General features: G+C 28.4%; 22 protein-coding genes, 2 tRNA genes and 1 other RNA gene. 3 read left to right on the top strand and 22 right to left on the bottom strand.

Annotated features, from left to right (window positions below):
- The 9 genes from SPJ33_RS00485 to dnaX form a co-directional block, all read right to left on the bottom strand.
- Positions 1 to 1,320, bottom strand: a 1,320-nt coding sequence (locus SPJ33_RS00485) for a carboxypeptidase M32 (RefSeq protein ID WP_321116001.1), incomplete at its 3' end; no start/stop codon positions are given.
- A 24-nt stretch (positions 1,321 to 1,344) separates the two neighbouring features.
- On the bottom strand, positions 1,345 to 1,521 hold the full coding sequence (locus tag SPJ33_RS00480; RefSeq protein WP_321116000.1) for a hypothetical protein: 177 nt from the start codon (positions 1,519 to 1,521) through the stop codon (positions 1,345 to 1,347).
- A 143-nt stretch (positions 1,522 to 1,664) separates the two neighbouring features.
- Positions 1,665 to 2,933: an ABC transporter permease subunit gene (locus tag SPJ33_RS00475; RefSeq protein WP_321115999.1), complete on the bottom strand. Its 1,269-nt coding sequence runs from the start codon at positions 2,931 to 2,933 to the stop codon at positions 1,665 to 1,667.
- Positions 2,933 to 3,847 (bottom strand): ABC transporter ATP-binding protein, encoded by a 915-nt coding sequence (locus SPJ33_RS00470; protein WP_321115998.1) that lies wholly within the window; start codon positions 3,845 to 3,847, stop codon positions 2,933 to 2,935. Before SPJ33_RS00470 ends, SPJ33_RS00475 begins: the two co-directional genes overlap by 1 nt.
- 147 nt (positions 3,848 to 3,994) lie before the next feature.
- Positions 3,995 to 4,243: a pro-sigmaK processing inhibitor BofA family protein gene (locus SPJ33_RS00465; RefSeq protein ID WP_321115997.1), complete on the bottom strand. Its 249-nt coding sequence runs from the start codon at positions 4,241 to 4,243 to the stop codon at positions 3,995 to 3,997.
- Positions 4,244 to 4,255: 12 nt separating this feature from the next.
- On the bottom strand, positions 4,256 to 4,537 hold the full coding sequence (locus tag SPJ33_RS00460) for a DUF2508 family protein (RefSeq protein WP_321115995.1): 282 nt from the start codon (positions 4,535 to 4,537) through the stop codon (positions 4,256 to 4,258).
- A gap of 195 nt (positions 4,538 to 4,732) precedes the next feature.
- Entirely contained in the window at positions 4,733 to 5,329 is a 597-nt protein-coding gene (gene recR / locus SPJ33_RS00455) for a recombination mediator RecR (RefSeq protein WP_321115994.1), read from the bottom strand.
- A gap of 166 nt (positions 5,330 to 5,495) precedes the next feature.
- Positions 5,496 to 5,834: a YbaB/EbfC family nucleoid-associated protein gene (locus SPJ33_RS00450; protein ID WP_321115993.1), complete on the bottom strand. Its 339-nt coding sequence runs from the start codon at positions 5,832 to 5,834 to the stop codon at positions 5,496 to 5,498.
- 147 nt (positions 5,835 to 5,981) lie between these two features.
- Positions 5,982 to 7,622, bottom strand: coding sequence for a DNA polymerase III subunit gamma/tau (dnaX, locus tag SPJ33_RS00445; protein WP_321115992.1), 1,641 nt, complete (start codon positions 7,620 to 7,622; stop codon positions 5,982 to 5,984).
- 754 nt (positions 7,623 to 8,376) lie between these two features.
- On the opposite strand from dnaX, the gene SPJ33_RS00440 reads away from it, so the two are divergent.
- From SPJ33_RS00440 to SPJ33_RS00430, 3 genes are all read left to right on the top strand, one after another.
- Positions 8,377 to 9,168 carry a thymidylate synthase gene (locus tag SPJ33_RS00440; protein ID WP_321115991.1) on the top strand — a complete coding sequence of 264 codons (792 nt, stop codon included), beginning with the start codon at positions 8,377 to 8,379 and terminating at the stop codon, positions 9,166 to 9,168.
- Entirely contained in the window at positions 9,168 to 9,665 is a 498-nt protein-coding gene (locus tag SPJ33_RS00435) for a dihydrofolate reductase (RefSeq protein WP_321115990.1), read from the top strand. The genes SPJ33_RS00440 and SPJ33_RS00435 overlap by 1 nt, the downstream gene beginning before the upstream one ends.
- Positions 9,666 to 9,874: 209 nt before the next feature.
- Positions 9,875 to 10,543: an NAD(P)H-dependent oxidoreductase gene (locus SPJ33_RS00430; protein WP_321115989.1), complete on the top strand. Its 669-nt coding sequence runs from the start codon at positions 9,875 to 9,877 to the stop codon at positions 10,541 to 10,543.
- 217 nt (positions 10,544 to 10,760) lie between these two features.
- Here SPJ33_RS00430 and ffs read toward each other — a convergent pair.
- The 13 genes from ffs to SPJ33_RS00365 form a co-directional block, all read right to left on the bottom strand.
- Positions 10,761 to 11,025, bottom strand: an RNA gene (ffs, locus tag SPJ33_RS00425) — signal recognition particle sRNA large type.
- Positions 11,026 to 11,028: 3 nt separating this feature from the next.
- Positions 11,029 to 11,118 (bottom strand) — tRNA-Ser (locus tag SPJ33_RS00420).
- Between the two features lie 251 nt (positions 11,119 to 11,369).
- Positions 11,370 to 12,215: an SH3 domain-containing protein gene (locus tag SPJ33_RS00415; RefSeq protein WP_321115988.1), complete on the bottom strand. Its 846-nt coding sequence runs from the start codon at positions 12,213 to 12,215 to the stop codon at positions 11,370 to 11,372.
- Between the two features lie 178 nt (positions 12,216 to 12,393).
- Complete coding sequence (locus tag SPJ33_RS00410) at positions 12,394 to 12,612, bottom strand: hypothetical protein (RefSeq protein ID WP_321115987.1); 219 nt, start codon at positions 12,610 to 12,612, stop codon at positions 12,394 to 12,396.
- 76 nt (positions 12,613 to 12,688) lie between these two features.
- A complete protein-coding gene (gene lgt / locus SPJ33_RS00405) occupies positions 12,689 to 13,465 on the bottom strand; it encodes a prolipoprotein diacylglyceryl transferase (RefSeq protein ID WP_321115985.1) in 777 nt (258 codons plus the stop codon).
- A gap of 53 nt (positions 13,466 to 13,518) precedes the next feature.
- Entirely contained in the window at positions 13,519 to 13,977 is a 459-nt protein-coding gene (locus SPJ33_RS00400; RefSeq protein ID WP_414627189.1) for a nucleoside deaminase, read from the bottom strand.
- A gap of 63 nt (positions 13,978 to 14,040) precedes the next feature.
- Positions 14,041 to 15,291, bottom strand: coding sequence for a hemolysin family protein (locus SPJ33_RS00395; RefSeq protein ID WP_321116003.1), 1,251 nt, complete (start codon positions 15,289 to 15,291; stop codon positions 14,041 to 14,043).
- 142 nt (positions 15,292 to 15,433) lie between these two features.
- On the bottom strand, positions 15,434 to 15,811 hold the full coding sequence (locus SPJ33_RS00390; protein ID WP_321115984.1) for a hypothetical protein: 378 nt from the start codon (positions 15,809 to 15,811) through the stop codon (positions 15,434 to 15,436).
- Positions 15,812 to 16,000: 189 nt separating this feature from the next.
- Entirely contained in the window at positions 16,001 to 17,032 is a 1,032-nt protein-coding gene (locus SPJ33_RS00385; RefSeq protein ID WP_321115983.1) for an AEC family transporter, read from the bottom strand.
- Between the two features lie 35 nt (positions 17,033 to 17,067).
- Positions 17,068 to 18,759: an oxalyl-CoA decarboxylase gene (oxc, locus tag SPJ33_RS00380; RefSeq protein WP_321115982.1), complete on the bottom strand. Its 1,692-nt coding sequence runs from the start codon at positions 18,757 to 18,759 to the stop codon at positions 17,068 to 17,070.
- 63 nt (positions 18,760 to 18,822) lie between these two features.
- Entirely contained in the window at positions 18,823 to 20,094 is a 1,272-nt protein-coding gene (gene frc / locus SPJ33_RS00375; RefSeq protein WP_321115981.1) for a formyl-CoA transferase, read from the bottom strand.
- 475 nt (positions 20,095 to 20,569) lie between these two features.
- A tRNA-Arg gene (locus SPJ33_RS00370) sits at positions 20,570 to 20,644 on the bottom strand.
- Between the two features lie 108 nt (positions 20,645 to 20,752).
- Positions 20,753 to 23,128, bottom strand: coding sequence for a cation-translocating P-type ATPase (locus tag SPJ33_RS00365; protein ID WP_414627188.1), 2,376 nt, complete (start codon positions 23,126 to 23,128; stop codon positions 20,753 to 20,755).
- Positions 23,129 to 23,186: the final 58 nt, after the last annotated feature.

Raw genomic sequence — 23,186 nt, 5'->3', positions numbered from 1 at the left:
ACACATACCTTTATATTCTTTTTTCATTGTGTGAAGCATTTGGGCTCCATAAAGATTTCCTAATGCATAGCTTGGGAAATATCCAAAAGAACCATCTGACCAATGTACATCTTGTAATATTCCTTCACTATCATCTTTAGGTTCTACACCTAGATATTGTTTATATTTTTTATTCCACTCTTCTTTTACATCATCAATATCTAAGTCTCCATTTATAAGAGCCTTTTCTATTTCATATCTAATTATTATATGAAGGCTATAAGTTAACTCATCAGCCTCTGTTCTTATAAGAGATGGCTTAACATAATTTATTGCCTCATAAAATTCTTCTAATTCCACATCATTAAATTCTTTAAATTCATATTTTACAAATGGGAAGAAATATTCCCAAAATTCTTTGCTTCTTCCTATGATATTTTCATAAAATCTTGATTGTGATTCATGAATACTCATTGAAAGAGATGCATCTAGACCTGTTCCTTGTAATTCTTCTGGAACATTTTGATCAAATATTCCATGACCACCTTCATGTATAGAACTAAATAAAGCTGATGTAAAATCCATATTATCGTAATTTGTTGTAATTCTTACATCTTTATTTCCAAAGCTTATTGTAAATGGATGAATACTTTCATCAAGTCTTCCAGCTTTAAAATCATATCCCATTTTATTTAGAATAAATACTGCAACTTTTTCTTGAGATTTTTTATCAAAATTCCCAAACAAGAAATCTCTATTAATCTTTTTATTGCTTTTCTCTATTTTATCTAATATCTTTATAATACCATTTTTAAGCTCATCAAATATTTTATCTAATTTTTTTACCGTTAAGCCTTCTTCATATTTATCTAAAAGCGTATCATACTTATTATCTTTATATCCCCAATACTCAACAAACTCTCTTTGAAAATCTATCATCTTTTTTAAATGTGGTTTAAATATTTCAAAGTCCTTTTTTTCTTTAGCTTCTTCCCATGCACTTTCTGATAATGCTTGTGCTACTACAAATTCTCTATATCTATCTTCTGGAATTTTTTTAGTTTCATCATATTCTTTTTTAGCATATTTTATTATAGCCTTATCACTTTCTGATAGTCCTTCTATATTACCAACAAAATAATCTAGGATTTTTCCTAGTTCATCTGATGTAGTCATCTTAAAGACTTCCCCTGATAAGTATTCTATGATACTTGAACGTTGCTCTATAGCTTTCTTAGGCATTTTAGTCTGCATATCCCAATATATAAGTTCTAATGCTGAATTCATCTTAGAAATATTTAAAATATGACTTTTAAGCTCATTTAATTTTTCTTCTCTCATAAGCTTTAATTCATCTCCTTTAAATTAATATTCAGGCCCAAAATATAATACAGACTCAGTTTCTCTACAATATTTAGTAACTATACACTCACTTAATTTTCTTGGACATTTAAAACATACACATTGTAGATCCTTTCCATCACAATTTCCGCTTTTCTTTTCTGGACAATCTCCACAATTTACTGCAATTCCTGCTGACATAAAAACACTCCTCTTTTGATTTATATAATAATTATACCAAATAAATATAAATATTCTCCACTTATAGTATTTATATTAATACTTATAAAAATTATAAACAAAAAAGATTAGAGTATATACTCTAATCTTTTAAATGAAATATACTATACAAGCATATCTCTCTTGCTAAATACTATATTAGCTATTATATATGAAACTATTATTGTTCCAATCATTAAAATAATTCCAAGTTTAGGCGTAAAATTAGGATTTAAATAAGTTGTTGCTATAGAACCTTCTATTACATCTGGAGTGTTACCATAATTTAAGAATATAAGATGAGCATATTCTCCTATTTTTTCGCTCATCACAGGCAACATAGTAGCTGCAACTGAAATAATTACTGAAACTGCCATTGTTATCATATTACTCTTAAATAAAGCTGAAATCATAAATATAAATGCACAGCATGCAATTATAAATAATATTTGCAATAAAAAGCTTTTTAATACGTAATCTCCCATTGTTGAATTATATCCTGAGTTTGCAACTAAATCTAATTGTTTATAACCTTGTTGCATTAATATTTCCTTATTAATCTTATATTTTAAGCCTAATTCAACTGGCATTTTCGCTGCATCAAAGCCTGTTATAGCTCCAATTATACCAAATGCCACTACTTCTAATCCGCATATCATACCTACTACAGTTATTACTATAGCTATAAATTTAGATAACATAACCTTACCTCTTGAAATAGGTTGAACTAATAAGAATTTAAACGTAGCAGGAGTACATTCCCCTGAAACTATATCACTCATAAATACTGCAATACCAGCTGCTAACATTATCATTCCAAATACCCTCATAATTTTTATTCCTACATTACTAGGATAAAAATCCCACTCTTGTATTGGTTCTATGTTATTATCTAAGAAATAATTATTTCTTTCTATTTCCTCTGTAACGCTATTTATATATTCTTTATTATTGCTATCTTCTAATTTAGCTTTTTCTAATTCACTTTTTAAATTATCATTTTTTGATTTTAATATACTTTTCCAATCAGACTTATCTTGATTTAAAAGCTTTTCTTGCTCTTTTATATTATTTTCTAATGATTTTATATCTTGTTTCATATACTCAATACTATTTTTAGTATCTTGTATTGTAGTTTTATTAGCTGATTTATCATTTTCAAGTTCTTTTAGATAATCTTCATTACGTTTTAAATCATCTTTTCTCCAATTTAAAGTATTAGTTAAGTTTTCAATTTGTCCTTGAGGTGATTGATTATAAGCTATATCTTTTGCATCTACTTTTGCTATAGATATAAATCCTATAATAGCTAAAGCAAATAATCCAAATACAACCCAAGTCTTGCCCCTTTTTAGGACTTTAATAAGTTCGTTTTTTACTAAAGTAAATATCATTATCTTATACCTCCTTCAACTAACTCCATATATCTTTGCTCTAGTCCTTCTCTATTTTTAAATATCTCTTCTACTAAAACATCTTCTTTAACTAAAGCTTTTATAAGCTGTGGAGCTGTTCCAGAGTCTATAACTATATTTATTCCATTTCCTAATTTACTTGAAGTTAATACAAATGGTTGATTTCTTAATGCTTTAAATACTTTTTCTTCATCATCATTTGTCATAAGTGTTAAGCTTTCTCTTTCTGTACCATATATAGCTTTTTCCATCTCTTCCTCTGCTTTTATAATACCTTCATTTATAAATGCTACTTTATCGCAAAGTTGCTGAACTTCGCTTAATATATGTGAAGATACAAATACAGCCATATTATTTTTTCTTGCAAGACTTTTTACTATATTTCTAAAATCTATAATTCCTGATGGATCAAGTCCATTAGTAGGTTCATCTAATATTAAAAGCTTTGGATTTCCAATAAGAGCAGCTGCAAGCCCTAGTCTTTGTTTCATTCCAAGAGAATATTTTCTAACTTTATCATCTATTCTATCTTGTAAGCCTACAAGTTTTATTAGTTCTTCAACTTCTTGTTTTGATACCTTTCTTATTCTTGCAATTTGCATTAAGTTTTCTCTTCCTGAAAGATACTTATAAAGTTCAGGGTTTTCAACTACAGCCCCTACATTTTTTAATGCCTTCTCTTTGTTTTTTCTAAGGTTTACTCCACATATCTTAACTTCCCCTGATGTTTGAGATATAAGTCCAACTAACATTCTAATTGTTGTTGTTTTACCAGCCCCATTGGGCCCTAAAAATCCGTATATTTCCCCTTCCTTAACTGTGAAATTTAAATCTTTTATTATTTCTCTTTTGCCAATAACTTTTCTAAGATTTTTAACTTCTAAAACATTCATTTACTATCCCCCTAAATTATTATAATTTTAGTTTAAATTATAAATCTTAATATAAACTCAATCTTTTCCTTAATAATTCCTTAACATTATCAAAATATTTTCATAAATAAAAAGAACCAAGCTAAATAAATCTTAGCTTGGTTTTTTTTATAAGAATAATTGAAATAATATAAGAGCAGCAACTCCTGGTATTCCAAATATCCCTGCGATTAATGCTGTAATAATATTAATTGTTATATATAATCCAAAACTTGCACCTATAAAATTTACTATGTATAACAATATAACTCCGCATATTCCATTTATCAGTAACTTAATTGGCCATTTTAATAGTTTTATAAGAACATACAAAACTACTAATCCAATAATCCCATATATAAGCAATTCAATATCCATAGCCTATCCCCCTTACTCTGCAAATCTTATATCTTTATTTATTATATATCTATTATTAACTGCAATATTCTTTTTCTTAGCTTGATTAATTAAATATTCGTATCTTTTTCTAGCAGCTTGCTCTTCAAATATAGCAACCTCTATAAGGAATGGATCTTCTACATTTTCAAATACACAGTTTGTAATTTCCATCTTAGCTTTAGCACTCTCAATAGCCATTAAAAGCGCTTTCTTTTCACTTCTATAACCTATTACACTTTTAAGATATTCAACTATAAAATTTTTATTCATCATAAAATCCTCCAAATATATTTATAGTTAAATATTTTCCAAAAACTAACTTTAGTATACAAGCTATTGAAAATAAAATTTAGTAACCTTTTTTAATAGGAAGCCATATATTATTACTATAAGAAGCTTTTCACTCATTCTCAAACAAAACTTCTAACTCCCATCTATATTAAGGACTCATTTTTGAGTCCTTCTTTTTTATATTACAGTTCTTCCTTCTAATGCTTTTGATAAAGTTACTTCATCTGCATATTCTAAATCTCCACCTACTGGTATACCTGCTGCAATTCTTGTTACCTTAATATCTAAAGGTTTAAGGATTTTTGCAATATACATAGCTGTAGCTTCGCCTTCTATGTTAGGGTTTGTAGCTATAATTACTTCCTTTATATCTTCTTTCATTCTAGAAACTAATTCTCTTATTCTTATATCTTGTGGACCTCTACCTTGCATTGGAGAAAGATTTCCATGAAGCACATGATAAACTCCATTAAATTCTTTTACTTTTTCCATAGTCATTATATCCTTTGGTTGTTCAACAACACATATAACACCCTTATCTCTGTTAGGATTTGAACATATAGCACAAGGATCTGAATCAGTAAAATTACCACAAACTGAACAATATTTAATCGTTCCTCTAGCTTTTACTAATGCATCTGCAAATTCTTTTACTTCGTCTTCTGGCAAGTTTAATACATGTAATGTTAATCTTTGCGCTGTCTTTTGACCTATGCTTGGTAATTTAGCAAATTCCTCTATTAGTTTTTCTATAGCAACTGGATAAAATTCCATAAATCTCTTCCTTTCAACTCTAATTTTAGCATTTGTATAAAACTAAAAACTATATTAGTAGTTTAATATAGTTTATGTTATTTAACAACTTACTAAAGATTAAATAAGATAATAAATATCTTTAATATAAAAAAGACCAACTAGAAATAGTTGGCCCTAAAATTAACTAGAATAATCCTGGTATATTCATTCCACCAGTTACTTTACCCATCTTGTTTGCAGTTTCTTCTTCAGCTTTTCTTAAAGCTTCATTTACTGCACTTAAAACTAAATCTTCTAACATTTCTACGTCGTCTTCATCAACAACTTCTGGTTTTATGTTAATAGCTAATATATCCTTTTTACCATTTGCAGTTACAGTTACAGCTCCGCCTCCAACTGATGCTACAAATTCTTGTTCTTCAAGCTCTTTTTGCATTTGCTCCATTTGCTTTTGCATTTTTTGTGCTTGTTTCATTAAGTTATTCATTCCTCCCATACCACCTGGGAATCCACCTCTTGCCATATATATGTCCTCCTTAATAATAAAATCTAACTCTAATTATATAGTATTTTTTATAACTTTACTATACAAAAACTATTAGTATTTACTATACACTCAATATATAATCTATGATTTTTAATCATTTAGTGTACCAAATAATATAAGCTTTTATTCATCAATAATTTCTAAAAAATCTGATCCAATGACATCATTTAAAACTTGTTCTGGATTACTATTTTCCTTTTTTTCATCAGAAACTACAAATCTAACTCTCACATTATTTCTTAAAACTTTTGAGAATACTTCATTTACTAATTTATTATTATCAGGTTTTTCTAATCTATCCTTATTAAATGAATATTCATCAGTATATTCAACAGTTATAATTCCATCTTTACAACTAACAGGTTTCCCTGTTGTTATTGATGCATATATTATCATAGCTCTTCTATTTTTTAATTCTTCTAACATATCTCTCCAAGCTACTTTTACACTTTGAAGACTTACATCAGTTGAAAGATTTTCATCTTGTTTAATATTATTATCTTGGGCTCTACTACTAATTTCATTATTTGTAGTAACTTGTTTCTTTAAAGTATTAATATCTGATTCTTTGCTTATAACTTTTTCTTGGTTATTAGAAGAAACTTTTATCTTACCTGATTTTAAAGCTGATTCTAATCTATTTAATCTACCAAGGATAACTTCATTTGATGTATCATATTCAATTTTACATATTTTAATTATCGCAAGTTCTAAATAAAGTCTTGCTTGTTTTGACATTTTAGCATTTGCTTCTGCTTCTTGAAGAATCCTTATACTTCTCATTATTTCTTCAACTCTTATTCTATCTGCTTGCTCTTTTATTAATGAGATATTTTCAAGAGACATATCAAGAACCTCTTCTGGATTATTTGTAACCTTAACCATAAGAAGATTTCTATAATGAGCTATTAAATCCTTTATAAATAAAAACATATCTTTACCTGCATAAACTATCTTATCAATTATAGTCATGGCTTCTTCAATGTTTCTTTCAATCGTTGCTGAAGTTATTTCAAATAGATATTCATTTGTAACTAAACCAAGCATTGATACTAGTTCATCATAATCTACATTTCCATCACCCATTGCAATAGCTTGATCTAATATACTAAGTGAATCTCTCATTGCTCCATCTGATACTCTTGCAATAAGCTCTAAACTCTTATCTTCTGCAAAAACTCCTTTATTTTCAACAACTTCTCTAAGCCTTGCTGTGATTTCTTTATTATTAATTCTTTTAAAATCAAATCTTTGACATCTTGAAAGTATAGTTATAGGAAGTTTTTGTGGATCTGTTGTTGCTAAAATAAATATTACATTTGCTGGAGGCTCTTCTAAAGTTTTTAAAAATGCATTAACTGCTCCTGTTGAAAGCATGTGAACTTCATCCATTATATAAACTTTATATTTAGCTTCTTGAGGAGGATACTTTGAATCATCTATAATATCCCTTATTTTATCTACCCCATTATTTGAAGCTGCATCCAATTCTGTAACGTCTATTGCAAGACCTTCATTTATTTTTTTGCACATATCACATTCATTACATGGCTCTCCATCTTTTAAATCAAGACAATTTAAAGCTTTTGCAAATACTTTAGCTGTTGATGTTTTACCAGTTCCTCTAGTACCACAGAAAAGATATGCATGTGCTATTCTTTCATTTAATATTTGATTTTTTAGTGTTGTAGTTATATGTTCTTGACCTACTACATCTTTAAATGTTTTAGGTCTAAATTCTCTATATAACGCTGTATATGCCAAGGTTTTCTCACCTCTTTTTTCTAAAGTAAATGTAAATTAATTATACAATAAATATATTAATAAAACTACGGATAAACAGCTATTAGTAATTATTGTCCTTTATTAAGTTTTTCAACAAAATATTATGTTATTTATGTTAAATAATATAATATTTCCTTAAATTCAGTTTACATACAATAAAATCATATAACTTAATGATAATATAAGTCATATAAAAATACTTGAGGTGATTTACGTGAAAAAGAAATTACTTCCTATGCAAAAAGCCATCTTATATTTTTTGTAGTAGGACTCATAATTGCACTATGCTCTGCTATATTTATTTATTACTCAATTTCAAATAATTACTTAATAAACTTTGATCATAGAACATTAAAACATTTTTCAAAATCAATTGCAACAATAGCTGAAATAGGATTATTATTAGCAATTGGTCTATTTATCCTTAGATTTATAATTAAAAACCTAAATCAAAAAGGAATAAGCACATTAAATAAAGGATTAAATAAAATTCATATAGATATTGTTAACGAAGCTCAAAGTAAATTTTTAAAAAGTAATACATTATCAAGTGTTAGAAAATTCTTGTTGATTATATCTAAGTTTTTTCAAAGATTTCATATAATAATAGCTTTAATAGCTCTTTCACTGATAATAATTCATGCTTATATATTTTTACAATTTTTATTTTTTAATTATTTCATACAAATAATATGATAGAATAATATGATATAAAATGAGAGGAGATTTTTAAATGAGTTTATACGATAAACAATATCTTAATATTGTAGAAAAGATTTTAGATCATGGATACTATGACCAAAATAGAACTGGAGTTGCTACATATAAAATTCCACATCAAATAATGCAATTTGACTTAGAAAAAGAATTTCCTATATTAACAACTAAATTTGTTGCATTTAAAACTGCTGTTAAGGAACTTTTATGGATATATAAAGATCAATCAAATAGTGTGAAAAAATTACAAGAACAGAACGTTAATATCTGGAATGAATGGATGATGGAAGATGGAACAATAGGAACATCTTATGGATGGGTTGTAAAAAAGTTCGATCAATTAGATAAATTAATAGATACACTTAAAAATAATCCACAAGATAGAAGAATGATGATTAATTTATGGCAAATACCATATTTAGATACAGGTGCTCTTCATCCATGTTGTTTCCTAACTATGTGGGATGTAACAGATGGTAGATTAAACTGCATGCTTGTACAACGTTCAGGAGATATTCCACTTGGTGTACCATTTAACACTACTCAATATGCAGTTCTTGTTCATCTTATATCACAAGTAACAGGATTAAAACCTGGATTATTCACTCATGTTATAAATAATGCTCATATCTATGAAAACCAAGTTGAAGGAATGAAACTTCAATTAACAAGAAAAGATGAGGCTTATGATGCTCCAAAGCTTTGGATAAATCCAGAAATTAAAGATTTTTATGATTTTACACCAGATGATATTAAATTAGAAAATTATAAACATCATCCAGCAATAAAAATGGAGGTATCAGTTTAATGATATCAATGATAGTTGCAACTTCTAACAATAATGCAATAGGTAAAAATAATTCACTTTTATGGCATATTTCAGAAGACCTTAAGAGATTTAAAGAAATAACTTCTGGTCATAAAATGATTATGGGAAGAAAGACATTTGAATCACTTCCTGGAATACTTCCAAATAGACATCACATAATTCTTACTAGAGATAATAACTTTAATGTAGATTCTGATAAAGTATCTATAATTCATGATATAGATGAAGTTATAAAGAATTATAAAAATTCTAGTGAAGAGGTATTTATAATAGGTGGAGGAGAAATTTATAATTTATTTATGCCTTATGCAGATAAATTATATTTAACAAAAGTACAAAAAGATTTTGATGCTGATACATTCTTTCCACAGATTAATATGAATGATTGGGAAATTATCCACAAGTCTGATGAAAAAACTGATGAAAAAAGTGGATTAATTTTTGAATTCATAGATCTTATTAGAAAACAAACTTAAGCTATCTCATTTATGAGATAGCTTTTTTTATTTTTATATAAAAACCAATATAATGATGTAACTTTCTTTATATTATCATTTAATTTTTAACCTTTAGTATTAAATTAAATACTTATTTTATATTTTATAAAATAGTATTTGCTTGTAATAATTTGAACATAATATTATGATACATAATAAATAATACTGATTTAAAAGGTGGTAAAACTATGGAAAATATAAAAGATGAGATTTTAAAAGCTTACAACTTTAGATTTGCTTGTAAGGAATTTGATTCATCAAAAAAGATATCTGATGATGATTTTAAATTTATACTTGAAACAGCTAGACTTTCACCTAGTTCATGTGGTTTTGAACCATGGAAGTTTTTAGTTATAAATGATATGAAATTAAGAGAAGAACTTAAACCTCTTTGTTGGGGTGCTCAAACTCAATTATCTACAGCAAGTCATTTTTTAATAATATTATCTAGAAATATAAATGATTTAAAATATGATTCTAAATATATATCAGACTTCATGAAAAATGTTCAAAAATTATCTGATAATATAATTGAAATTAAGACTAAATTCTATAAAGACTTCCAAGAAGAACAATTTAAATTATTAGAAAGTGATAGAGCGGTGTTTGATTGGGGATGCAAACAAACTTATATAGCGCTTGCAAATATGATGACAGCAGCTGCTCAAATAGGAATAGATTCATGCCCTATAGAAGGATTTGATAGAGATAAAGTAGAAAAATTACTTGAAGATAAAGGCATCTTAGATAAAAATCATTTTGGTGTTTCTTGTATGGTTGCATTCGGATATAGAAAAAATGGGCCTAAACATGAAAAAACAAGACAATCACTTGATAAGATAGTAGAATTTATATAAATATTTCTAATTTAAATAAATCTACACAAAATATAAACTTATATTTTGTGTAGATTTATTTTATTTTTACAAAGAAAAAGAGGGTTCTTTAATTTATAAAGCTCCCTCTCTTTCTTATCCTATTGTTTTGTCCTATATTGTTAATCCTATTGAAGAGTAACCAAAATAATTATTTCATTGAATATGTACTTTAATATTCAAAATTAGCATTAAAAAACCGTGCACCTCGCTTCGACAGTAGGTTATATGCGTTACCTATGCAGTTAGCTCAGGCCAGATTGATCCACGGCACACGAAAGGGACCACTTATTGCTGCTTCCTTCCGGACCTGACAAGGTTCATGGGCTCCCGTTGCGTGGGACCCAGCCATCAACACCACTTACATAGGGCAGGCCATACAAACTAAAGCCTCCCCGAGGAATTCGATCCTGCTATAGCGGATTGCAGGTTACAGGGCACCGCTAACTCCCCATCTAGCACGGTTCTGGCGGAGAGAGTGGGATTTGAACCCACGGTAGAGTTTCCCCTACACACGCGTTCCAAGCGTGCTCCTTCGACCACTCGGACATCTCTCCATATGTCTTTTATATATCTTGATTCTACCATAAATACACATGATTTTTTGATGAGTAAGGAACACAATTAAACATGTGTTGTATCCTTTCTTTAATCCTAAAACGTATGTATTCAGAATACTAACACAATAATACCATATATATTTTTTAAATTCAATAAGATATTAATTAATTCTTACCAGAAAAATATAAACTTAAATACAATAATATATATTAAAGAGAATAACCCTCAAGGATTATTCTCTTTAATATTATAATTCAGTTGCATAATCACTAGATATCCATCCAGTATGTCCGTTATAACTAACTTTTAACCATTTATTTGAACTATCTTTAACAGACAATGTTACGTTATCTGGAATAGTTTTTAATACTTTTCCTTTAGCACTAGCTACTGCTCTCATATTTAAACCTGATTTTGCATTAACTCTTACCATTTTCATTGGATTATTAGATTTATTTTTTAATAAAACAAAATCTTTTGATATGTACCCAAATTTTCCATTAAGATCTATTTTAAAGAAATTACCTAATTGTCCTATAATGCTTACTTTTTGATTCTTTCCTAAAGAACCTGTAATACCAGCTTCAGGTGATGCTCCATTTCTTATATTTAAATAACTACTAACATTTACAGTACCAATTGTAAGTGTTGAAGTTATCTTTTTGTCATCTTGTTTAGGTTTGTTATTATTATTCTTTTTTACAACTTTCTTTGGAGCTACTTTTTTAGTAGAATTAGTCTTTTTATTCGCATTTGACTTATTATTAGCTACTGATACATACTCTTTTGATACATAACCTGTTTTTCCTTTGTATCTAATTTTATAAAAGCTTCCTTGAATTCCTAGTATAGTTACTTTTTCATTATTTCTTAAAGTTCCTATAACACTTGATTTAGTTGTTGCTTTACTTCTTACATTAAGTGCAGTTTTTACTCTAACTGTTCCTATAGTATTTTTCTTAACTTGTTGAGTAACATTTGCCTTATTATTTGTGTGTGAAGTAGCAAAACTTGCTGATATAGGTGATAGAACTAAAGAAGAGCATATTACACCACTTATAAGCAATAGTTTTGATATTTTTTTATTTTTCATCTTTTCATCCCCTAATTATTTTTTTCTATATTATAAAAAAATTATACTATATTACTACTTTAAAACACTTCCACACTCATATTTATTAACATTAAGTTAACAAAATATATATTATACAAATTAAATATCTTCTACTTATAAAATCCTAATTAAATAAAAAAAGAATAACTTATTAAAGCTACTCTTTTTTAAAATCAGTTGAATTTTTATTGTTCTCATCCTTAGGTTTTTTATTATCTGAATACATTTGTTTCTTTATTTGTGCATTTATTAAGCTTATTGGCATTAAAAATATAAATATAGCAATTCTAATCACATTATTATGTATAAAAATCATTGATATAAGTCCAATTATTTCAATAATACTTAGTGCATATGTAAACTTATTTCCCTTCATACAATCACCTCTTATTTATATTATAATGAAACAACTCCTAAATACCTAGTTATAGATATTTAGGAGCTTTATGAAATTAAATTTTATTTTTATTCTTTTTTACTATAATGAATATAAATATTACACCAAGTATTATCCCTGCAAGTGAGATAAGTTGAGCCATTCTAAGCCCTAAAAACATAAGACTATCTGTTCTAAGTCCTTCAATAAAGAATCTTCCTATTGAATATAATATCATATAAGAACTTATTACTACTCCTTCATATCCTTTTTTAACTTTATATAATATAGCAACTAATATTATACAAACTAAAATATCCCATATTGATTCATATAAAAATGTTGGATTATAGTATTGTCCATTTATATACATTCCATCTTGAATAAACTTAGGAAACTTTAATATAAATTCCTTAGATACAACATCACCATGAGCTTCACTATTCATAAAGTTTCCCCATCTTCCAACTGCTTGAGCTAATATGATTGATGGTGCAACTAAATCTGCATATGCTAAGAATTTTATTTTTTTAATTCTTGTATATATAAATGCAGCTAAAAATGCTCCTATAAGACCTCCATGAATAGCAAGGCCACCTTGTCTTATATTAAATATACTTAATAAATCATCTTTATAATTACTCCATTCAAATATTACATAATAAGCTCTAGCCCCTATTATTGCACAAGGAAAAGAAACTAAGAAAATATCTATTAATACATCAAAATTCAATCCTTTTTTCTTAGCATTTTTATAAGCTAATATAAATGCTAAAACTATTCCAAACCCTATTAAAATTCCATACCACATAACCTCAAATCCAAAAAGATCAAATGCTACTGGATTATTCATATCAACACCTCCTTATATTTTCTATAATACATTATATAACAATTGTTTATCCACTATCTTTTTATACTCTTTTTCTCATTTCTTCTTTTTTTAAAAAAATCTGTTATAAGTTTGCTACATTCCTCATTATAAAGCCAATTTATATTTATATGAGAGTTTAAATATCTATTATTAGCAATATCAATAACAGATCCACAAGCGCCCATATCTTTATTAAAAGTGCCTATATGAAGTTTTGATATTCTACTTTGTATTATTGCACTTGTACACATTGGGCAAGGCTCTAGAGTTACATACATTTCAGCACCATTTAATCTCCAATCACCAATTGTATTACAAGCCTCTTCTATAGCCATTATCTCTGCATGTCCAATAACACTTTTTTTATTTTCTTTTAAATTATATCCTCTTCCAATAATCTTATTATTCTTTACAATAACTGCTCCAACTGGTATTTCTCCAATTTTTAAAGCCTTTTTTCCTTCATCTATTGCTAAATCTATGTAATTCATAATACCACCACTTTAAATATAAAATTACAGAATTAAAGGACAGCACCTTGCCGTCCTTTAAATTTAAGTATATATTCTTACTTTCATTATTCTATTTTTTTCAACTTCTTCAACAACAAATTTAATTCTATCAATTACTACTTCTTCATTGTTTTCAGGAATTCTTCCAAGTGCACCTATTATAAGTCCTCCAACAGAATCAAATTCTTCTGATTCCATGTTAACTCCTATAAGATCGCTTACATCATCTAGTCTTGCACTTCCTTCAACTACATATTCATCTTCCTTTATAACTTCAATCATATCTCTTTCTTTATCGTATTCATCTTGAATATCTCCAACAATCTCTTCAACTAAGTCTTCAATTGTTACTATACCTACAGTTCCACCATATTCATCAAGTACAACTGCCATATGATTTCTAGTCTTTTTCATCTCATTGAAAAGTTCAGTAATCTTTTTAAATTCGAATGTATATAAAGGCTCACGCATATATTCAGTTACCTTAAAATCTCCGCCCTTATCTCCTTCTATTATAAGATCTTTTACATTAAGTATCCCAACTATATCATCTATTGTGTCATCATAAACTGGAATTCTTGAATATTGGTCTTCTTTTATAATCTTAAGTAAGTCTTCATATGAATCATTTACCTCAACTGCTGTAACATCTACTCTTTGAACCATTACATCTTTAACTTGAAGGTCTGCAAAATCAAAAACATTAAAGATCATTTCTTTTTCAACATCTTCAAGTACACCTTCTTCTTCACTTACACCCACCATAGTCTTAAGTTCTTCTTCTGTTATAAATGGTTCAGTAGCTTTTGGATCACCACCAAACAATCTAATAAACACTGATGAAATAATAGTAAATACTGCTACAAAAGGCTTAAATATAAATACGCATAACTTTATAGGTTTACTAACTTTTAAAGAAACTTGCTCTGACTTTTGCTTTGCTATAGACTTAGGTGTAATTTCACCAAAGATAAGGATTAAAACTGTCATTATTGCAGTTACAACTATAACTGCACTATCACTTCCTCCAGATAACTTAACAGCAAGTGATGTTGCTATAGATGATGCACCTATATTTACTATATTATTTCCTATTAAAATAGCTCCTAAAAGCTTATTTGGATCTTCTATCAACTTTTCTACGAGTTTAGCTCCCTTTACACCTTCTTCAACCATATGCCTTATTCTAATCTTACTTAATGACATAAGTGCTGTTTCTGACATAGAAAAAAATGATGACAAGACAAGAAGCACTAATAATAAAATTACCTGTCCCGTATAACTAGAGTCCAACAATTATCACTCTCCCATAATTCACAAATTTAGTTATTTTATTATATTATTTTCAATTATATCATATACTAAAAAAAATATATATCATCATATCTTATTATATATAATAAAAATTTTGTTATACGGTTTATAAACTATATCTTTAATATGCTTTAAGTTCTTTATCAAGCTTATCTTCTATGACTTTAATTACATTATCCAAATTGCTTTTACCTTGATCTTTTATTAAATCAAAATTTTCTATTCCAATATCTTTTACTTTATAAGCCCATTTTATTACATTCTCTTCACTTTGCTTATTAGAATCATATTTTATTGTTATAAGACCTTTTACTATATCAACATCTAAGCCTTTTACTCCATTTAATTTCTTAAGAGCTTGTTCTAAAAATACTTGATAACATCTATGCTCTTCAGATAGCATCTTTAAACACTTCATTTCAATTATTATTTCATCTTTTAAACACTTATACACCTTTATTTTTATTAATTTTTTTATTATTTTAGATTGAATTCCCATACATATCCTCGCTTTAATTTAACTTATAAAATTTAAACTAATATCTATTAAGAATTTATGCTAAAAATTCAACAATAATGAACAAACATACAAATAAAGAGAGTGGAATTCTTATAAGAATTCCACTCTCTTTATTTAAATTTACTTTAGTATATTTAAATTTACTAACTTAATCTATAACATAATATTTTATGAAACTAATCTTGTTAACCAAATCCAGAATGGTGCAGCTATTATAAATAATAACATACTTACAGTTAATGAAGATGTACCTGTACGAACGTATAATTGATAACGGCTACTCATTATAATACCTGAGAATGCAGGAGGTAAAGCTCCAACAAGAACAAGCATTTGAAGTTGAATTGGATTTAATTTTACAAGTAATCCTACAACTAATAATATTCCTGGCATAAGCACTAATTTAACAAAAGTATTGTATATAATTTCTTTATCGAATTCAAATTTTAATCCAGATAAAGTTAGTCCTGCTGCAAATACCGCAACCCCTGATGTTGCTTTACCTATAAGTGTAAAACTTGGGTAAAGTATTGGTGGGAATTTAATTCCAAGTAAAACAATAATTACAGCTAATATAGGTGCCCATGCAACTGGTTGAGTTATAGCACCTATAAGCGGATTCTTTTCAAATCTTTTTACATATGCTTCAAATATATCAAAGTCTCTTTCTATTTCATTTTCATTTCTAATATTTTTGCTTGATTGTGTAGTTGTTGTATCTGTTGCAGCTCCTTTTTTTCCTGCAGGGTTAAGTAAATATAATCCAATAGGAATAGTTATAGCATTAACAACAATTGATACTATTGCAACTACTAATCCAGTGCTTGCTGAATCTCCAAATATTGGTTCTAAGACGGCAAATCCTAAGAATCCAACAGTTGGGGAACCAGCAATTAATGCGCATATTGCAGCTTCTCCTCTGGTATGCTTAAAGAATTTATAACATCCAAAAAATGACCACATGAAAACTCCTACAATAACAACTACACTTATAATTGTTAATTTAATATCTCCAAATAGCATTTGTCTATTTGCTTTTACTATTGATACAAATAAATCTGCTGGTAATGCGAAATTAAGAACTAATTTATTAAATGCCCTACCATTATCTTGTGTAAATACTTTTCTCTTCCCTGAATAAAATCCTAAAAACATAATCACGAAAATGGGCAGTATATCTTCAATCATTATATATAACATACTATCAACTCCATCCAATTATAAAATACCCATTTTTAATTCATTTTTTTAGGATTTAAAGATGTAATATGACCACTTTCTGTTCCTGTTGCTGTATCTATTATACAGTTAATGACAGTTGGTTTTAATGATTTTATTCCTTTTTTAACTGCTTCTTTTAATTCTTCAGGTGTTTTAACATTATAAGCATTAGCACCGAAAGCTTCTCCTAGTTTATCAAATCTTGCTGAAGCAATAAGTGTTGTTGGTGAAGGATCTGAACCACCTCCTAAGTTTACATGGTCTCCACGATAAATTCCTCCATTATTAAATACAACAACTGTAACTGGAAGATTGTATTCGCATATAGTACTAACTTCCATACCATTAAAACTAAATGCACTATCTCCTTCTATTGCAAGTACTGGCTTTCCACTTGTAACAGCAGCACCTATAGAGAATCCTAATGCTACCCCCATTACTCCCCAAGTTCCGCAATCTAGACGTCTACGAGGGTAATACATATCTACAACATTTCTTGTGTCATCTAATGTATTAGCTCCATCATTTGTAAGATAGATATCCTTATTTTCATCAACAACTTCTTTAATAGCATTTAAAGCATTGAAGAAATTCATTGGTTGTGTTTGTGTATTTAGTTTTACTGACATCTTTTCTATATTCTTTTGCTTAGTTTCTTGAATATCATTTATCCAAGTCTTATCAGCCTTTATATTAAATTCTGGTAATCTTTGCATAACAACCTTCATGCTAGAGACTATATCTCCAACTACTGGAGCTTCAATTGGACGGTTGCTATCTATTTCTTTTGGATCTATTTCAAATTGAATAAAGCGAACATCTGGGTTCCAACGTTTTCCTTTACCATGTTGCAATAACCAATTTAAACGAGCGCCTAATAATACTACAACATCTGCATTTTCTAATACAAATGAACGAGAAGCCGCTGCACATTGTGGGTGATTATCAGGAATTAAACCTTTCGCCATAGACATTGGTAAGAAAGGAATTCCTGTCTTTTCTACAAAGTCTTTTATATCTTTATCAGCTTGTGCGTATGCTGCACCTTTTCCTAAAATAATTAAAGGTTTCTTTGCATTAGCAAGTAATTTTAGAGCTTTATCAACTGACTCTGTTGAAGGAATAGATGCAGGTGCAATATCTTCAACCTTAAATAATGTCTTTTCTGCTTCATCCTTATCCATAACACTTGAAAGTAATTCAGTTGTTACATCTAAATAAACTCCACCTGGACGTCCTGATGTTGCAGCACGAATAGCTCTAGCTAAACCAATTCCTATATCTTCTGGCTTATTAATTCTATATGATGCCTTTACAAAAGGCTTAGCTATATTCATTTGGTCTAATTCTTCATAATCACCTTGTTGTAAATCAATTATAGCTCTATCACTTGAACCACTTATTTGAATCATTGGGAATCCATTAACTGTTGCATTTGCAAGAGCAGTTAATCCATTTAAAAATCCTGGTGCTGAAACAGTTAAACAAATTCCTGGCTTCTTAGTTAGATATCCAGCTATAGCAGCTGCATTTCCCGCTGATTGTTCATGTTTAAATCCAATATAACGAATACCCTCTTTTTGAGCTTGTCTTGCAAAATCTGTTACTGGAATACCTACTAAACCATATATAGTGTCAATATCATTCTTTTTTAAAGCCTCAACTAAAATATGCATTCCATCTGTTAAATTACTATTTTCACTCATTTATATAACCTCCAAATTCAAATCCTTTTATCTTTCTAAATCAGTTAATTATCTTAAAATTAATTACTTACATACAACATGATTTCTATGGAAATTAACTATATCTTCATCAGAATATCCAAGTTCTTTTAAGATTTCATCTGTATGTTCACCAAGAAGAGGTGCTTTCTTTATATTTGGAGTAAAGTTTGAGAATTTAGGTGGACAACCAATTGTTAGATATTTTCCACGACCTGGTTGATCTACTTCTACAATAGTTCCTGCTTTACGAAGAGATTCATCTCTTTCTATTTCATACATACTTAATACTGGTCCACAAGGAACTCCATATTTGCTTAATTCTTCTACAACTTCATCTTTAGTCTTAGTTATTGTATATTTTTCAATTTCCTTATAAATTTCTTGTTTAACTAAGTTACGAGCTGCTGGAGTATTGAACTTAGGATCTGTTATCCATTCTTCTTTTCCAAGGCCTTTGCAAGCTTCTACAAATGGTTTATCTTCATTTTGAATAACAATATAAACATAATCATTAGGATCATTTTCCCAATTTTTACACTTATAACACCATCCAAGTACTTGACCACCTTCAGCATTACCATAACGAGGTACTGTGTTTCCAATCTTTGCTTCAGGATATCCTGGGAAATGTTTAAGAGTACCTGTGTTTTCTAAAATTAATTGATCACGAAGTTTTACTCTACATAAATTTAAAACTGCTTCTTGCATTGATTGATATACATAACATCCTTCTCCAGTTTTTTCTCTTTGCATTAAAGCTGCAAGTAAACCTATCACTAAATGCATTCCTGTGTTACTATCACCAAGTGCTGCACCTGATTGAGTTGGAATATTTTTTTCTCCATCCCACCATCCAGTTGTAGCGGCAGCTCCACCAGCACATTGTGCAACTGGTTCAAATGCCTTAACATTTACATAAGGTGAATCTGGGTTAAATCCTTTTATAGTTCCGTAAATAAGACGAGGATTTAATTTATGCACTTCTTCCCAAGAAAATCCTAACTTATCTGCTGCTCCTGGATGCACATTTTCAACAAATATATCTGCATCCTTTAAAAGCTTTCTTAAAATTTCTTTTCCTTCTTCAGTTTTAAGGTCTAATTCTATTGATCTTTTATTACTATTAAGTTGTAAAAAATATAATCCATCTTGATCTGGAATATCAAGAAGTTCACTACGTGTTGGGTCTCCTATTCCTGGACGTTCAATTTTAATAACATCTGCTCCTAACCATGCTAATAATTGAGTACATGCTGGACCTGATTGTACTTGGGTCCAATCGATAACTTTAATACCTTGTAATGGTGCTACCATATAAATTCCTCCTTTTTAACTAAAAATTATTAATATTTATTTTTTCTCTTCACACATCACATACTCAGTTTAATTCCATAGTATTTTTTAGTCAATAATACGAAAAAATGTATTTTAAATACGAATTCATGCTAAATTTACAAAGTTAAATAATATGGAATATAAAATCTTTATTTTGTACTTTATTTATTAATTTATAAATTCTTTTTTTCATAGAAATATTGATAACTTTTTAACTTAATAAAATTTATAATTTTGTTTTAATTTGAAATTTTCTTATATATCTATCTAAAAATTTATATCCTAAAATTAAGTTCATTGTTTAAAATTTAACATATGAAAGCTCCATAATAATAATAAACAAGTAATCTATTTGCTAAATTTATCATTTCTTTAAAATACATGATAAATTTAAAATAAATCTTTAGGTAAAACAAAAAACGACTTAAACTAATGTTTAAGTCGTTTTTTTGTGTGGCACTCCCAACAGGAATCGAACCTGTATCTATCCCTTAGGAGGGGACTATTCTATCCATTAAACTATGAGAGCGTAACAAGTTAATTTTATTATAATATATTATATCTGTCAATTATTTTATGTAAAATAATTCCAAATAAAAGAGGAGTATAAAATTACTCCTCTTAAATATAAATTATTTTATTGTTCAACATTTCTTCTAACTCTAATTAATTTTACTACAATAGCTAAAACGGGTGCTGATGCAACTATCGTAATTATTGATAATCCCCATTGCATTAATGTAAGTTTACTTAGAGTGAAAATATATCTTCCTATCGGAGTTATAAACCCTAATAAAACTACTCCCATCATAGCAAATACTAAGCCTACCTTAAATGGTGTAAGAGGTAATGCAACTTTAAATAATATTACCATACTTACTCCTGCAAGCATAAGAACTGCAAGAGTTCTTGCTGTTTCAATTGGAGTACCTGCATACTTATATGATATTACAAAAGTAGCTGAAACAAATATGGATATCAAAACACCATTTGGTATACTTGCCGTTAGTATTCTTCCAAGGAAACCATGTTTAACTCTTTGAGTATTAGGTAATAATGCTAAGAATAATGCTGGTATTCCTATTGCACAAGACCCTACTAACGAAAGTTGAATTGGTTGTATTGGAAATGGAAGTAATAATATTGAAAATACAACTGCAAGTATTATTGAATATGTTGTTTTTGTTAAGAATAATTGTGCTACTCTTTCTAAGTTATTTATTTGTTGTCTTCCTTCTGCAACTACCTTAGGTAATGCACTAAAGTTTGACTTCATAAGAACAAGTTGTGCTACTGCTTTTGTTGCATCTGATCCATTTGCCATAGCTATCCCACAATCTGCTTCTTTAAGTGCTAAGACATCATTAACACCATCACCAGTCATTGCAACAGTATGGTTATTCTGTTGAAGCGCAACTACAAGTGATTTCTTTTGATGAGGAGTAACTCTTCCAAACACACTATATTTTTCAACTTCCTTTTTAAGTTCTTCTATATCACTTGGAAGCTGTCTTGCATCTATATAATTTTCTGCTCCTTCTACACCAGCTCTCTTTGCTACTGAAGAAACTGTTACTGGATTATCTCCTGATATTACCTTAACCTTAACACCTTCATTTTTAAAGAATTCTAAAGTTTTTGGAGCATCTTCTCTTATGACATCTTCAATTAAAACTAATGCCACTTTTTCCATATGTATAAGTTTTTCTTCTTTTAATGAATTAAGGTCTGATTTGGCAAGCATAAGAACTCTTCTGCCTTTTTTAGCCTCATTTTCAACCTTATCTTTAACTTCTAGATATTTATCTCCCATTATTATTTCTGGAGCACCAAACACCCAAGTTCCTCTATCTTTAGTTACTATTCCACCCCATTTTCTCTTTGATGAAAAAGGGATTTTTTCTACTATTTCAATATTTGAATCTTTCGTATATTTATCTAAAACTGCTTGTTGTGTTGGATTTTTACTAGGTAAATTATGTGCTATAGATGCCAATATATCATCAATTTGTTTATCTTCATAACCTGATAAATTTAATACATCTATTAACTTTAAAGCTCCCTCTGTTATTGTTCCTGTTTTATCCACACATAATACATCTACTCTTGCTAATACCTCAGTTGCTGATAGTTCTTGAACCAAAGTATCATATTCAGATAGCTTTATTATTGCAACTATAAATGTTGCACTTGTAAGCAATACTAAACCTTCTGGTACCATACCTATTATTCCTGATACAATACCAATTACAGCATCTTGCCAACTAGATTTTATAAATACAAGTTGAGTTACTGCAAGTATTATTCCTATAGGAACTATTAAGAAAAGTAATATCTTTAATATCTTATCTAGTGAATTTTGTAATTCTGAATTTGTTACTTTAAATTTTCTTGCTTCATCTGCAAGTTTTGAAGAATATGTATTAGCTCCAACCTTTGTAACTTTCATATATCCTTCTCCAGCTACAACAAAACTACCCGAAAAAATATCATCCTCTTTTTTCTTATAAATAGGATCTGATTCCCCTGTAAGCATTGATTCATCTATTTCAAGTTCATTCCCATTAACCAAAATACCATCTGCCAAAATTTGATCTCCGGTTGTAATGTAGACTATATCATCTTTTACAATCTCTTCTATACCTATCCTTTTTTTAGCTCCATTTCTAATTACAGTACAATTTGCTTCACTAATTACTGATAATTTTTCTATTATATTTTTTGCTTTTACTTCTTGGATAACTCCAATTAAACTATTGACTATTATTACACCTGCAAATATAGCATTCTTAGGTGATCCTGCAATGATAACTGCAACTGCAAGTATAACATTTAAAGCATTAAATCTAGTAAAAAAATTAGATCTTAAAATCTGAAGAAAAGTTTTTGATGGAGCTTTAGGGATTTTGTTTATTTCTCCTCTTAAAACCCTTTCTTTTACTTCTTGTTCTGTTAATCCTAATATATCCTTTTCTTTATCTTTTTCTCTATTATAAGTTTGCATATATTCCATTTGCTAACTCCTTTAATAAGCTATGTTTTATAAATAATAGTTTAATTTACTAATCTTA

The organism is Clostridium sp. (genome assembly GCF_034179595.1).
GTDB lineage: Bacteria > Bacillota > Clostridia > Clostridiales > Clostridiaceae > Clostridium.
This window is presented reverse-complemented; position numbering and strand designations above follow the sequence as displayed.